The sequence below is a fragment of the Candidatus Enterococcus moelleringii genome (assembly GCF_017377575.1).
In the GTDB taxonomy this organism is placed as follows: Bacteria; Bacillota; Bacilli; order Lactobacillales; family Enterococcaceae; genus Enterococcus_A; species Enterococcus_A moelleringii.
Genome location: NZ_JAFREM010000031.1, coordinates 1 through 14,517 on the forward strand (window position 1 = coordinate 1; position 14,517 = coordinate 14,517).

14 protein-coding genes are annotated in these 14,517 nt (G+C 34.7%); 3 read left to right on the forward strand and 11 right to left on the reverse strand.

What is annotated here, in order from left to right; genetic code table 11:
- Positions 1-726 precede the first annotated feature (726 nt).
- From JZO70_RS18705 to tnpC, 3 genes are all read left to right on the forward strand, one after another.
- Positions 727-930, forward strand: a complete 204-nt coding sequence (locus JZO70_RS18705; RefSeq protein ID WP_207675209.1) for a hypothetical protein — start codon at positions 727-729, stop codon at positions 928-930.
- The gene (gene tnpB, locus JZO70_RS18710) at positions 902-1,258 is read left to right on the forward strand and encodes an IS66 family insertion sequence element accessory protein TnpB (protein WP_207675210.1); all 357 of its coding nucleotides are present in this window, start codon (positions 902-904) and stop codon (positions 1,256-1,258) included. The genes JZO70_RS18705 and tnpB overlap by 29 nt, the downstream gene beginning before the upstream one ends.
- Before the next feature lie 135 nt (positions 1,259-1,393).
- Positions 1,394-2,917 carry an IS66 family transposase gene (gene tnpC / locus JZO70_RS18715; RefSeq protein WP_430748905.1) on the forward strand — a complete coding sequence of 508 codons (1,524 nt, stop codon included), beginning with the start codon at positions 1,394-1,396 and terminating at the stop codon, positions 2,915-2,917.
- A gap of 196 nt (positions 2,918-3,113) precedes the next feature.
- On the opposite strand, the gene JZO70_RS18720 is transcribed toward tnpC, so the two are convergent.
- The 11 genes from JZO70_RS18720 to JZO70_RS18770 form a co-directional block, all read right to left on the reverse strand.
- Positions 3,114-4,064: an NAD-dependent epimerase/dehydratase family protein gene (locus JZO70_RS18720; RefSeq protein WP_207675211.1), complete on the reverse strand. Its 951-nt coding sequence runs from the start codon at positions 4,062-4,064 to the stop codon at positions 3,114-3,116.
- A gap of 12 nt (positions 4,065-4,076) precedes the next feature.
- Positions 4,077-4,826, reverse strand: coding sequence for an acylneuraminate cytidylyltransferase family protein (locus JZO70_RS18725; RefSeq protein ID WP_207675212.1), 750 nt, complete (start codon positions 4,824-4,826; stop codon positions 4,077-4,079).
- A gap of 153 nt (positions 4,827-4,979) precedes the next feature.
- Positions 4,980-6,122, reverse strand: coding sequence for an aminotransferase class I/II-fold pyridoxal phosphate-dependent enzyme (locus JZO70_RS18730; protein WP_207675213.1), 1,143 nt, complete (start codon positions 6,120-6,122; stop codon positions 4,980-4,982).
- Positions 6,112-6,792, reverse strand: a complete 681-nt coding sequence (locus JZO70_RS18735) for an acetyltransferase (protein ID WP_207675214.1) — start codon at positions 6,790-6,792, stop codon at positions 6,112-6,114. Before JZO70_RS18735 ends, JZO70_RS18730 begins: the two co-directional genes overlap by 11 nt.
- Positions 6,765-7,913 (reverse strand): UDP-N-acetylglucosamine 2-epimerase, encoded by a 1,149-nt coding sequence (gene neuC / locus JZO70_RS18740; RefSeq protein ID WP_207675215.1) that lies wholly within the window; start codon positions 7,911-7,913, stop codon positions 6,765-6,767. Before neuC ends, JZO70_RS18735 begins: the two co-directional genes overlap by 28 nt.
- Entirely contained in the window at positions 7,901-8,917 is a 1,017-nt protein-coding gene (gene neuB / locus JZO70_RS18745) for an N-acetylneuraminate synthase (RefSeq protein ID WP_207675216.1), read from the reverse strand. Before neuB ends, neuC begins: the two co-directional genes overlap by 13 nt.
- Positions 8,918-8,933: 16 nt before the next feature.
- Positions 8,934-9,938, reverse strand: a complete 1,005-nt coding sequence (locus tag JZO70_RS18750) for a UDP-N-acetylglucosamine 4,6-dehydratase family protein (protein WP_207675217.1) — start codon at positions 9,936-9,938, stop codon at positions 8,934-8,936.
- A 13-nt stretch (positions 9,939-9,951) separates the two neighbouring features.
- Positions 9,952-11,376, reverse strand: a complete 1,425-nt coding sequence (locus JZO70_RS18755; protein WP_207675218.1) for an oligosaccharide flippase family protein — start codon at positions 11,374-11,376, stop codon at positions 9,952-9,954.
- Positions 11,369-12,436 carry a polysialyltransferase family glycosyltransferase gene (locus tag JZO70_RS18760; protein ID WP_207675219.1) on the reverse strand — a complete coding sequence of 356 codons (1,068 nt, stop codon included), beginning with the start codon at positions 12,434-12,436 and terminating at the stop codon, positions 11,369-11,371. The genes JZO70_RS18755 and JZO70_RS18760 overlap by 8 nt, the downstream gene beginning before the upstream one ends.
- Positions 12,437-12,479: 43 nt before the next feature.
- Positions 12,480-13,538: an EpsG family protein gene (locus JZO70_RS18765; protein ID WP_207675220.1), complete on the reverse strand. Its 1,059-nt coding sequence runs from the start codon at positions 13,536-13,538 to the stop codon at positions 12,480-12,482.
- 9 nt (positions 13,539-13,547) lie between these two features.
- Complete coding sequence (locus tag JZO70_RS18770; protein WP_207675221.1) at positions 13,548-14,513, reverse strand: hypothetical protein; 966 nt, start codon at positions 14,511-14,513, stop codon at positions 13,548-13,550.
- Positions 14,514-14,517 lie beyond the last annotated feature (4 nt).

A 14,517-nucleotide genomic window follows, 5' to 3' on the forward strand; every position in this document is an offset into this window, starting at 1 on the left:
CGGTACTTACCTGCCCGAAGGGTTTCTATTATTTCTTTCTCGTGCTTGTGGAAGTATTCGTCAATTTCATTCACCGTCATTTTATCAATACCTGGTGCGCCTTTATTACTTTTGACTTTGGCCTTTGCCAGTTCCATATTTCCAACACTCGTAATCTTTTCAATCAATCTCATTCGCTGCTCCTCCTCTATTCGTAGATGTATCCAAGACCATCCCCACTACTTTCCCCATCAATGGTTACGTTCCACTGGGCTAGGGTATCCTCGTTTTCGGACTACTTGAACATTTGCTTATAGTGATTCGCACTATACAAACATTAAGTCCTTCATTATCTAGGCAAGATAACTACTATGACCTCAGCTGACTTCCCGCGATAAACCTTTTTCGACCGGCCTTAACGATCGCTGATTTTAAAGCCTCTCGTACTTATCCGTCCGCAGGATCTCCCAGGGTAAGACACTTATCTTTCTCTTTACAACCTCTTGATTTACTGTCTTGGTTTTACGTTTACCTTTTGGACTTCGGTTTGTCTGGCAACCTCATCCACCATTTAGCCTCATCAAGTTTCTGTTCGTAGGCTCAAAGATTCGCTACACCACTTCCTTCACCCCATCATTACTGATTTCGGCTTGTGGTTCGTAAGCGTCAGATAGTAAGGCGGCTAGATAACCAGAAGCTGGCTTGATAAACTAGATCTATCAAGATCAAGTATTGGAGGTTTAGTTTATGGAGAAAAAAGAGATTGTACCTATTCAACTTGTCGATCAAAAGCCCACTTCAAAACCTGCTCTAGCCAAGCCAAAAGTCGCTGCTCGGATTAAGATAGGACACCTTGATGTCCACATCTACAACGGAACAGATAAATATGTCTTAACGACGATTTTGAAGGAGTTGAGTTTCCATGCTTCTCGACTTCACAAAGACACCTAATATTTTTTTGGTTTGTGGAAAAACGGATTTACGCAAAGGCATCGACGGCTTGGCCGCCTTCATTACGGAAACCTATCAATTAGATGTATTTGATCAAGCGCTCTTTCTCTTTTGCGGAACACGACCAGATCGGTTCAAAGCTCTTTACTGGGAAAAAGATGGCTTTTTACTCCTGTACAAACGCTTTGAAAACGGACGTCTTCAGTGGCCTAGAAATAGCTCAGAAATAAAGCAGTTGGATGTTCACCAACTCAAACGGCTGCTTACAGGCTTCGCAATTGAGGAAAAGAAAACGATTCATAGAAGCACCCCTGGTGCCTACTATTGACAGTAAAAAACGTTGATTTCATGCGGTTTTTACTGTTTTTCCTTCATTAAAAATGGTATAATAATAACAAGAAATGAATTAGAAAAGAGGTGGAAAATATTGGCTAAAAAGGGAAATCAGCTACTCAAACATAACATGTTGTTAGAGAAGAAAAACCAAGAATTGTCCAGCCAGTTAACCATGGCTTTAGATCAGATCCAGTATCTGCAGGAGCAGTTATTTAACATACAGCGCCAAATGTATGGGCGCAAGAAAGAGAACACGCCATCCGTGGATGGACAAACGGACTTATTTGATAAGGAGTCTTTTAACGAACCAGAGCACACTGGACAAGAAAGCCAGGAAATAATTAAAGTCAAAGGATTTCGACGAGCAAAGTCAAAAGGAAAAAAAGCATTGTCTTTAGCCCACTTACCAGCGAATCATATTGATTATCGGTTGGAAGGTGAAGCCTGTCTCTGCGAGACGTGCGGAACACAAATGACCGAGATCGGTTCGACGGTTGTTCGAGAAGAACCTTTATTTATTCCTGCCCACGTTGAAAAGAATCTGTTCCATCAACACGCCTATAAGTGTTGTGCCTGCGAGAATGAATCAGGCGAAACAACGATTAAAAAAGCGAGTGTTCCAAAACCGCTAATTAACAACAGCTTAGGAAGCCCCACTGTAGTTGCACATACGATTATGGAGAAGTATGTCAAAAAAGTTCCTGCTTATCGTCAAGAAAATGAATGGAAATCCTTTGGGTTTCCATTGGATCGTCAGAAAGTTATCAATTGGCATCTGTTATCCACCGATCATGTGTTGGCACCAATTTATAAAGTCCTGAAACAAGAGCTTCAAAAGCAAACTGTCTTGCATGTGGACGAAACACCTTATCGTGTCATCGATGCAAAAAATGAGTCTACCTACTATTGGGTGTATCTCTCTGGAAAATCCGAAAAGCATCCGATTGTTCTTTACCAACATGAGCTGTCTCGTAAACATGAATTGCCTCAAGAATTTTTAAAGGATTTTACCGGCTACCTGCATAGTGATGGGTACAAAGCGTATGGCAAACTTCCAGCGGTTCAAAATTCATACTGCTGGGCACACGTTCGTAGAAAGTTCCATGAAGCGATTGGTTCCCAACCAGCGAAATACAGTCACGCACTGGTCGGTGAACAATACTGCGACCGTTTGTTTAAAGAAGAGAAGAAACTGGCTCATCTTAGTCCGAAAGAGCGCGAAAAACAACGAGATCTCAAGATCAAACCGATCGTTCGTGCATTCTTCTCATGGGCAGCGGATAGTCATGTGCTTCCAAACTCAAAGTTTGGCGAAGCGATTAAGTACGCGCTAACCTACAAGGAAGGACTCTGTACTTTTTTACGAGAAGGTCGAGTAGAAATTTCGAATAATCGTGCAGAAAGAGCCGTAAAGGAGCTGGTAATCGGTAGGAAGAATTGGCTATTTTCTAAAAGTGAAAAAGGTGCTCGCTCCACTGGTATCATTTTGAGTATTGTTCGAACGGCACTCGAAAATGAATTAGACCCTCGAAAATACCTTATTTACTTATTTGAGAAGATACCAAATCTAGCCAGTCAAACGCCCACTGCATTAGCAGCCTATTTGCCATGGAATCCGACTGTTCAGGCAATCTGCGGAGCCAGGTATTAAAATAGAAAATACACAAGGAACCCCTAGCTAATTCTTAGTCTAAAGAATTAGCTAGGGGTTTTAAATACGCCTTACTATCTGACGCTTACTGTGGTTCACTACGCTTGGCGGTAACTACCCGCGACTGGACTTTCACCAGCTAGATAAGTGCCATGCCTGGCACACCAGAAAAAAAGCCTGAGTTTATATACAGGCTTTAGACCAAGTTTTCTGATTTTAAATAATTTTTCATTCCTGATTGGATCGTGTATTCACTTTCAAATCCAATTGAGAGCAATCGCGAAATGTCCGCGACTGAATCCTTGATGTCACCAGCACGTTCATCTTTATACTGTACAGGTAATTTAACCCCTAATTCGTCATCAATCACTCTGATCAATTCATTTAAAGTGATTGATTTACCGGTTCCAACATTGAATTGTCTACCCAAAGTCTCTTCTTTTGATGCAATCAATAATAATGCTTGAATCACATCATCTACATATACAAAATCTCTAGACTGAGATCCATCTCCAAATAGAGAGAAGGATGCTGGTTGACCACTCAATAATTTCTTATAGCAATTCACTAAAATAGAGATCACTCCACTATAGGGGGATTCAGGATTTTGGTTTGGACCATACACATTAAAGAATCGAACAGCACTTGTAGGGATACCGTATAAATGATTGTAGTTTAATACATACTGCTCGGCAGCAAATTTATCAACTGCATATGGTGTTAAAGGTCGAATTATTGACTCTTCTTGTTTAGGCAAAGTAGGCTCATCGCCATAAACAGCTGCCGAAGAACTAAATATTAATCGTTTGAGGTTCTTTTGATACTTCCGAATTAACTCAAGAAGCATTAATACACTTTCGAAATTTACTTGATGTGTTTCAAGTGGTCGTTCTACCGAGTCAGCAACACTTGCGATAGCAGCTAGATGAAAAATATAGTCGAATTGGTCCTCATAAAATATTTTACTCATCAATTTCTCATCAGTGACACTACCTTGAATAAATTTGATATTTTTCTTTTTCTCAATGTTGTTTAAACTTCCCATAGAAAGATCATCAACAACTACTATCATACTATCTTCTGGAAGATGATTAACCAATGTTGAACCAATAAAACCCGCTCCACCTGTTACAATGTATTTTTTCATTCTTACCTCACCTTATTGTAGTTTACAATTGTATATGTCTTGTAAACCTTTGGATTCACTTAACAACTTTGGAAAAAGGAATTCTAACCAAAGAAAATCTTCCTCACTGTCAATATCCAAAATTAGAGAATCTTTCATTTCAATTACGCCAATATCACCATTAAAAATGTAGGCATTTTCTTTCAAAAACCGGGGTTTGTATGAATACATAGCACCATTAATATCGTACACATTCGGAGCTTGCTGCCTAGATGTAAACGACGATTGGTTGACTATTGAAATTTTGCTATCTTCTTCTTTTACCATATTGAAGAATGGATTTCTCCTAGACGGAACCACCGAAAAATAAACATCTTTGCTCGAATCCTCAAGATGAGAATGAATCAATTTTTCAAGGTCATCAAGTGTTCGCAAAGGAGAAGTTATATCTAAATCAATAACAAGATCAAATTCCCCATACTTTTCGGAGAGCGTTAGATAAGTATCACGAATTACTTCTATCTTACCAACTGTATCATTTGCTAGCTCAGGTTTTCTTAATACTGTTTTCACATTGGGATTAATAGAATGAACAATATCAATGAGTTCATCACTATCAGTATTTAACCCAATAAAGTATTCTACGTGAGGACTTGCTTTGCTAAATAAATGTATTAAACACAGTATATACTCTACCAAAGGTTTCTGGGATAAAGATTTTAAATTTTTACTTTTTAAACCTTTAGATCCAGCTCTTCCGCAAATAGTAAATAGTAACTTCATTTCCACACTCCACTTTACATAAATATTTTTTTGTCCAATAAATGAGACTTACCCTTCTACTTATAAGCTGTGTCGACTTCTTAAATAGCTTATCATCTATCAAGAATAATCCATCTTCTCTAATTACTCAACCGTTTTTCAATTAGTTCATATTTAAGAAACAATATTTTTAAAAACGTTTATCACATACTCTTGTTGTACATCACTCATATTACTGCCAGAAGGAAGACAAAGTCCTGAATTAAACAATTTTTCAGCAACACTAGAAGTTTCTTCATGAAAATACACAGGAGTATCTATAAAAAGTGGTTGCAAATGCAGTGGTTTCCATAGAGCTCTTGTTTCAATATTTTTTTCATTAAACTTACTAATTACATCTACGACCTCATTTATGTTTGTAATATCATTGAAAGTTAGGGTCGATAACCACCTATTAGGCATCATTTCAGCAACCTCAGGCATCATTTCAATAGAAGGCATTGCAGAAAACTCATTTTTATAACGTTCAAAAATCGTTCTTCTTTTTTCTACACGATCAGGTAATACTTCCATCTGCCCACGACCAATCCCTGCTGATATATTACTCAAACGATAATTGTACCCAATCTCACTATGCTGATAGTATGGCGCTTCATCCCTTGCTTGGGTTGCTAAGAATCTAGATTTTTTTACAAAGGATTGATCCGAAGAAACAAGTGCTCCCCCTCCAGAAGTTGTGATAATTTTATTTCCGTTGAAAGAGAATATTCCAATATTTCCAAAATTACCGGACTGTTTCCCCTTATAAGTTGACCCTAGTGACTCAGCAGCATCCTCTATAATTGGAATGTTGTACTTACTTGTTAATGCAATAATTTCATCGTACTTTGCCATCTGACCATACAAATTTACCACAATAATCGCTTTAGGTAATTGGTTATTTCTTTCTGCGTCTACCAGTGCTCTCTTTAAAGCACGCGGACTCATGTTCCAAGTATCTGGTTCAGAGTCAATAAACACTGGCTTAGCCCCTTGATATAAAATAGGATTTACAGAAGCAATAAAAGTAAATGTTGGAGCAAAGACAATATCATCTCTACCTACGTTCAACATTTTTAAAGCAAGATGAATTGCCGCAGTTCCCGAACTTAATGCTGCAGCACCACCTTCTGCCCCAACGTACTCAGCAATGCTTTCCTCAAACTTGTCAACATTTTCACCCAATGGAGCAATCCAGTTGTCATCAAAGGCTTTCTTAACATATTTTCTTTCATTTTCACCCATATGCGGGCTGGATAATAGAATTCTAGAATTCACAATTAATTCCTTCTTTCATTATTTTGACAGGCACTCCATAAGACAAAGTATGATCTGGAATATCTTTTAGAATTACACTTCCTGCACCAATAATACACCAATCACCTATGTTTATTTGCTGAATACAATTTGTTCCTATACCTATATGTGTGCCCTCCCCAACTGATACCTCGCCAGCTAAATGGCACCCTGGTGAAACATGAACAAAATCTCCCAATTTATTATCATGCTCGATCACTGAACTACTATTCAAAATTGAATGTTTTCCGACATTCGCACTGCTATTTACAACTACATTAGCCATAACAACAGTTCCTTTTCTAATTTTAGCATTTTTAGAGATATAAGCATTGGGATGGACTGCATTGCCGTAGCAATCGTCAGGTAATTCTAATTTATTATACATAGTTTTTCTCTGAGAACAGCTCCCGATCGCTATGATAAAGCGATATTGATGTAAATAACCAGCTTTTTCTTTCAACAAATCATCTGTAGTCCCTAAGTATTTCAAGTTTTCGAACTCTGTTTTTTTATCATCGAAAAAACCTGTGATTTTCTTTTTTTCTTCGGTGAGAATGTCCACTATAACTTTAGCATGTCCCCCAGCTCCGATTAATATATAAGAGAGCTCATTTTCACATATTAATAAGCTATCTTTTTTTGAATCCATTTTTTTATATCCTTATCTTTTGAAATATTATTCAACACTTTTACAATACTATCAGAAGCAGTTCCATCTCCATATATATTTGAGGAATTTCTAATTTCACGATTAAAATCTTCAGATAAAACAGTCTTTATAGCAGTATCAATATTTTCCTGAATAAAGTCTGAATCGATGATATTTTCAGATTGTTCACGCCCTACTTGCCTACTCCCTAAGTTCACTACAGGAACATTATACGAAGCAGCCTCGATAATTCCTGAAGATGAGTTCCCTATCATAAACAGACAATCCTTAAGAATCCTAAGATATTCATCCGGTTCTAAGTTACTAATAAAAACTACAGAATCATCTGGCATATTCCTATATTCGTCTCGAATTATATTTCCACCAGCGTCAGCATTAGGTAAAATACATAAAACTCGTAGTTTAGTTTTTTCTATACTCGAGTTTAGCATCTCGATCTGATATTTAATTTCATCTAATTCAGTTACTACTGGATGAAACACTTGTAGTACATACTCTTTCTTTTCTAAGTTCCAACCATATTTCTCATTGATACTCTCAAGATTGGGAAGCTCTGAATTCATTATAGAGTCTATTCGTGGAGCCCCCACATGAAACACCCTCCAAGGATCCTCCCCCATTTTCAATAATCGCTCAGCACTCTTTTCAGTTGAAGCGAAATGTATAGTAGATAGCTTGGAAATCGCATGTCTAATAGATTCATCTACCGTTCCCGATACCTCTCCACCATGTATATGAGCAGTCTTGATTCCTAAGTACATGGCTGAAATTGCTGCCGCCAACATTTCACCTCGATCACCTAACAACAAAATAAAATCTGGTGATTCTCTTTCAAAAATACTAGTAAAACCAGATATTTCTAAGCTCACTGAACGTGCCATGTTACCTTTAGAGTTTTCTAAAAAAATACTTTGAACTTCACCACATATGCGAAAGTTGTCACTTTCTATAATTTGTTTTGTGTAGCCAAATTTATGGCTAAGATGCATCCCTGAAACAGCGAAAGATACATCCCAATTATTTTTTTGTAATTGCTCGATTATGGGTTTAAATATTCCGTAATCTGCTCTAGTACCACTCACAACGACTATTTTATCCACTCTATATCTTCTTCTTTCAGAATATCATCTTTAGACAAACTTCTAATTACCTTTTTACCTATTATTTCGTAATAATATTTAGGAGGGATTCCTGATCCAGGCCTTTTAACGACTATATCTTTTTCAGAAATAACGTGACCGGCCGTAATATCTTTATTTAACACAATGCTCTTTCTAGCAACTTCACGAGTACTTTCTTCTGAAGGCATAGGACGTTTTATTCCATCACCTAAAAACAATTCAGCGTTACGTATATGACGAGTGAATTCCAGAAATTCAGCAGGATCTAGAGAAGCTTTGTGATCAGGACCCGGCATATTTTTATCTAAAGTAAAATGTTTTTCGAGTACTTTAGCTCCCAATGCTACAGCACAAATCGCAACATCATACCCAAGTGAATGATCAGAATAACCTATTGGCACACCAGTAGTTTCTTTTATCGTATTCATGGCTAACAAATTAATATCGCTAAAATCAGCAGGATAATTAGAAGTACAATGTAGCACAGTTACTGGGCTATTGATAAAACAATTTGTTGCCTCAATAACTTCTTCCATGGTTGCCATACCTGTCGATAGCAATATCGGTAGTCCATACATATCTATTTTTCTTAAGAAAGGTAAGTTGGTTAAGTCTCCGGAACCAATTTTAAAGCCACCAATCCCAATCTTCTTCAAAAAAGAAGCACTCTCTTCATCAAATGGTGTTGAGAGGAAATCTATACCTGACTCTTCACAATAATTTTTAATTGCTTGAAAATCAGATTCCGACAATTCTAATCTACTCAACATATCATATTGTGATTCATTTTTTTGCGTGTTGGCTTTTTGGTATGATGCCATTTCAGCTTTTTTAGTGGTCAACTTATTGGTTTTAAAAGTTTGAAATTTTACTGCATTTGCTCCCGCTTTTTTTGCGGCGTCAATACTTTCTATTGCAAGTTCAAGACTTCCATTGTGATTGACACCAATTTCTGCAATAATATAAACTGTATTTCCGTACATAATATAAAAAGACTCCTTACCAAGATATTATTTTATGTTCTTTAACTACGTCCAAAAATTCCTTTTGCGTCATAAGAGAAGTATCATTAGACGAATAGGATGTAATCTTGATACGTTCTAAATTTTTATATGCGTCAGTTGGATAGTAGATAGGAGGAATAATGTACATTTTATCATTTTCAAAAGATCTTTCAATTTCATCGACTGTCATGAGTTCTTCATACATTTTCTCACCCGGACGAGGTCCAATTACCTTTAATTTACCATTATAATTTTTAGTATGAGTACGATTATATTCAGCAATTAAAGCTTCAGCTAAATCTAAAATTTTTATTGCAGGCATCTTAAGTACATATGTTTCCCCGTACATTGAATTTTTCGCAGCTGAAAGAACTAATCTAGCCGCTTGAGGTATAGACATCATAAAACGAGTCATTTCAAGATCAGTTATCGTAATATCATCATTACTTTTTATCTGTTTACAAAACAAAGGAATTACCGAACCACTTGAACCCATTACGTTTCCAAACCTAACACAAGAAAATTTAGTTTTTGTCTTACCTTTGTATTGATTGGCCGCCATGACTATTTTTTCACTTAATAGTTTCGTGGCTCCCATAGTGTTTGTCGGGCTAACAACTTTATCTGTACTTACTGAAACAAACTTTTCGACATCATTAGTAATAGCTGCTTCTATAACATTCTGAGTACCCATTACATTTGTTTTTACAGCTTCCATTGGATTATACTCGCTGGCAGGAACGTGCTTCATTGCTGCCGCGTGAAAAATTATATCTACGTCTTTACAAGCGTATTCAACTCGGCGGTAATCTCTGACGTCGCCAATAAGGAAGCGAACATTAGAATACTCACTAAGCTCTTGTTGCATATAAAATTGCTTTTCTTCGCCTCTACTAAAAATACGGATTGTTTCAGGATTTTCCTTCAATAGCTGCCTTACAATCTCGCTGCCGATGGAACCAGTACCACCAGTAACTAATATAGTTTTATTTTCAAACAAATTGATCTTCTCCTTAAGAATTGAATTCATTCATTATTCTGTTTTTGTTCTTGATAAAATACAATCCTAACAATCCAAGAACAATGAATAACATAACATACCGTATCATAATATAATCAATAAGAAAATGTAGCATTGCGGAAAATAGTGAGACAAATATTACTACACTCCAAATTTTTACCGTATCAAATAATTGTCTGCTCGTGATTTTTTTAGCTATAAAATAATGGAACACGAACAATAGAAAATAAGTGAATACTGTTGTGTATCCTGCCGCAATAATACCATATCTAGGGATAAAGAGTGCATTTAAACCAATATTTATACCCGCACTAGCAACAGTTCCAATAGCAATAAAATCTGTCTTCTTCTCATAAAATTCTGCATTTACAGGCAAGCTATATAAAAACTGAAAAAAGTAACCCAGCGAAATAGGAACAACTAAAGCTAAACCAGAATAGTAATCTTGAGGAGCCATCAACCGTGCTAAGTCAATTGAAACTACCATTATTATTATAGCCACTGTTGTAAACGCAAGTAAATAATAATTGCTCACTTTTTTTATAGTTAAATAGTTTTCGTTACTCATTTCACCATAAAACCATGGCACCCAAGCATTATTTGTAGACATCCAAACAACACTCAAAATTATTCCAATATTACTTATATATGAGTAAATACCCCCAGCAGCAGGACCTAAATACGAATTGATCATAATTCGATCAAATTGAGACAGGATTATATTGGCCAAAGAATGGGGAATTAACGGCATAGATATTCTTAGAGCATATTTCCAATACTTTTTATCTACATAGTGTTTCCCTTTAAACATTATAAATAAGTATACAACAACAGCTATAAAAGTAAAGGAGACAGTTCCCCCTACTACTCTACCAACATACTTGTCGTAAGAAAAAAGCGTCTGCATTAACAATACAGAAAACAGTACATTTACCACTGTAGATACTAAGGATAGAAACAAATATTTAAAGTGGTTGAAATTTATCGTAAAGTATGCCTGGATATAGGAAATTACAAATGTAGCAAAACTTTGAAGAATCATTAAATTGAAAACCATTTGATTCAGGTCAAAAAAATTATTAGAAAAAAGAAAGTAGATATTCCCTAATAACAAGAAAGAGAATAACGAAATAGTTGCGAGAAAAAGTACAGACGACATAAACTCATTAATTTTTTCTTTATAATCAAAACTCGCATTGTTCACTGCGGCGTTTAAACTTAATCCGACAAGTATTGAAAATATTGAAACAAACGACGTAAAATTGTTTATTAATCCATATTCTGCTTGAGTAGTTATATTGACAAAAATAGGTATAGTTATGAAAGAAATCCCTTTTATGAAAAAATTGCCAATCGTATACCAAAAACTAGATTTCACTAACTTAGAAGAAAGAAGACCCTTTACTAATTTATTCATTGCGTTTCCACTCACCAAATTTCTTCTCAAACTCATTGTAGTTACTCGGTAGAAAAATCTCCTTTTCAGTCACATTATTGAATTTTTTAGTAAATGTGCTGATCATTTCGAATATTTTTCTATGCTCAGTATCGTAGTCTTTATACTCATTTAGTATAAGCTGAGAAAGTAGGACAGTATCAAATTCAATGCCAAACATCATATAAGAAGAAAAGGCAATCGTAGAACTTGGACTTATGACTATGCTATTTCTCAACTGTCCACGTAAGGCCAAAATTTCAAAAGGAACATTACTATTGAATAATTTAAACCCCGAATAGACTCTATTGCTCCTAGGATGTTGTTTTACAACAAAATTTTTTGTAGTTTTATTCATATCGCTGACTCTATTAGCCAACTCTATTTCATCTACCCCATAATTGTCATCTTTTAGCGGTTGATCAATGAATACCACTGCATTTTCAATTTCTAAGTCATTCGTAAATACGCCTAAAATAAAATCGTGTGCTGGATTACTTTTTGTTATTTTAGGTATACTCATAGTTTTATTCTTTGGGAAATCAACTAATTCAGGCTCATAGACAAAATACTTATCGATTTCTTTTTTTAGCATAGAAAACCTATTAAATAAATTATATATTAAAATGTTAGTCCGAGATGTAGAGAATATTCTTCCTCCGAGATATGGTGCTATACCATCTTCGATGTAATTAAGTTTAAGCTTGGGGTTGATCTTTTGATTATTACTAAACAATATCTTCGAAAAATAATTACCTCCTTGAACAAAAATCTCATCATACTTAATACAGCCATCAACTTTAAATCTATTCTTGTTAAATAGGATATCATAATACTTCAACATTCCAACTGAGATATTTGTATGATCTACAAGTATAACTCGGTTAAACATGTTTATTTTTTTTATTCTTTCATAATACAAATTCGAATCTGCAAATTCATCATAAATGTATAAATCAGCTTTTTCTTCTGGGAAAAAGTTTAACCTGACATTCATGCAATTTATTAAATGAAGAGGTGTCCATGCTATAAAAGCTATCATACGAAATCCTTTCTAATGAAACTTCCGTTCTTTGACTAACAATTTAAAATAGAGTTGTTTTATATGGTACATACAAATTGACTGCTCCAGAAAAAACGAATATAAGGTAAAAAACGCATAAACAAAATGCAAAATAAGCGATCAAAGAGAAAATTTTGTTCTTAAAAAAATGATCGAAAAGAATTGGTACCAAGAGTATTTCAGTAGATGCAAAAATAGTGCTAACTCTGCCACCAATTGTAGCCAAAGGACCAAAAACCAATAGCAATAAAGTTGATAGTAAATAAACTTTCTGTACTATAGCTAAATCACTTGAAAAGCTTACATTTTTATTTTTTACTACAATTAGTGAAAGAAGCAATATTCCTAATTGCATGATGAATATCGGATTTAATAACCATTTACCTGTGGAATATTTTCCAGCAAAATATCCAAGATATCTTGCTGGAACAATCCAAGAAAATAATTCAGGGAAAAAGAAAATGGTTCCTATTAATGTCGCAATACAAACGTATACTAATACTACAGGAATACCAATCTTTTTTACTACAATTGTAAATAAATAAGCGATCGGTATAAATATCGCAACAGTGTGGAAAAAAGCTCCTATTAGTGTTAATAACAGCACCTTTTTAGTATCTCTATTTTTAATTGCGGGCAACGTCATCAAAAATATAATCGAGACTAACGATGATCTTATTTGTCCCATGTCTCTTACCAAAAAGAATCTACAATAGTAATATACTAATACTAATGAAGGAAATGGAAACACATTATATAAACAAATGCCTAAAAGTAATAAAGATACTATAGAGAAAAATAAAACAAAGGTGCTGAAAGGAAACCCTAAATACTTAAAAAGAAAATTAAAAAATACATATCCAGGCTCCGCGTCAATTTTCCCATTAAAAACATCGCTGAAGGAATTTATATCGTTATAAAAGTTATGATAGGAGTTGTAATCGTACCCGACATCTTGCCTCATACCAGCAAATACTACAAGAAAAAAAATCGCCATCACAAAATATTTTTTGTTTTTTGAAAAATACTCAAATGATGACAATAAAATCAATAAAAATAGTACACTTAAATAAATATTCATAAATAGTACCTACTGTCCAGAAATGAAAATGCTCTTCAAATTAGCGTTATAATTTTTAACCAATTCCATTTGTAACTCATACCATTTTTTAGGAGTTTTTCCTTTAGTACAAATAATCAATATTTCACATGGTTTGAATGGCGAATCACTTACTTCAGATAAACTAGTCGTAACAAAAATATACTCATTGTCGATAAATAAATTCCCTAAGCTTTTTTCATTGCAAACTACGAATTTATTCTGTTTAGGAAAATCAATTATGGCTTTAATTTCTTTAGCTTCATCAGCAAAAGAAAGATGATGAAACTTTTCAATATCAATATTTATTGTCTCATTCGACAAATAAAACTTGCTCTTTATCGTTTTATCACCTCGATTTTTCCTAAAAATTAACAAAGAACTGATCGATAATCCTAATATAACCCATACTACTATAAAAACTAATATCTTTTTTTTACCTATGAGATTGATACTTCCAACTTCTTGAGCACTAATAGTCCTTTTAGTGGGCTTTTGATCCATAATGTAAATATTTTTGTTCTCAAAATATCTTAAATCCCCATTAGCAAGATGTTTAAAGTATAAGTCAGCTAAATTTTTTATACTTGAATCTAAATAGGAATTATCAATGGTAACAGCCATCATGCTACTAGTAGCATCAAAGGTCACTTCTGTGGCATCTTGTATCCTTTCCACCTCTTTATAACTACTTACCTTCAAAATTTCTTCTACAGAATCAACAAGTACTGATTTAACAACTCCTGTGTTACTGATGATAGCTCCTTCCTTATTTTCAAGGATAAAGCTAAAACCTTCTACTTCTTTGTCTTCTCTAATGTAATTCCGAGTTGAAAGCCCCGAATAGACAAGCAAAAAAAAGATTACTGCAAAAGAAAATATAAAACCAAATACAATTTGCTTTTTATACTCTTTTAAAAAGGACAAAAGATCTTCAAAAGATATCGAGTCATTCATTGGA

Coding starts and splice junctions, on each gene's coding strand:
- neuB (WP_207675216.1), bottom strand. CDS start 8,917: ATGTACGGAAATACAGTTTATATTATTGCAGAAATTGGTGTCAATCAC.
- JZO70_RS18720 (WP_207675211.1), bottom strand. CDS start 4,064: ATGAAAAAATACATTGTAACAGGTGGAGCGGGTTTTATTGGTTCAACA.
- JZO70_RS18755 (WP_207675218.1), bottom strand. CDS start 11,376: ATGAATAAATTAGTAAAGGGTCTTCTTTCTTCTAAGTTAGTGAAATCT.
- JZO70_RS18735 (WP_207675214.1), bottom strand. CDS start 6,792: ATGGATTCAAAAAAAGATAGCTTATTAATATGTGAAAATGAGCTCTCT.
- JZO70_RS18765 (WP_207675220.1), bottom strand. CDS start 13,538: ATGAATATTTATTTAAGTGTACTATTTTTATTGATTTTATTGTCATCA.
- JZO70_RS18770 (WP_207675221.1), bottom strand. CDS start 14,513: ATGAATGACTCGATATCTTTTGAAGATCTTTTGTCCTTTTTAAAAGAG.
- tnpB (WP_207675210.1), top strand. CDS start 902: ATGCTTCTCGACTTCACAAAGACACCTAATATTTTTTTGGTTTGTGGA.
- JZO70_RS18725 (WP_207675212.1), bottom strand. CDS start 4,826: ATGAAGTTACTATTTACTATTTGCGGAAGAGCTGGATCTAAAGGTTTA.
- JZO70_RS18760 (WP_207675219.1), bottom strand. CDS start 12,436: ATGATAGCTTTTATAGCATGGACACCTCTTCATTTAATAAATTGCATG.
- JZO70_RS18705 (WP_207675209.1), top strand. CDS start 727: ATGGAGAAAAAAGAGATTGTACCTATTCAACTTGTCGATCAAAAGCCC.
- tnpC (WP_430748905.1), top strand. CDS start 1,394: ATGTTGTTAGAGAAGAAAAACCAAGAATTGTCCAGCCAGTTAACCATG.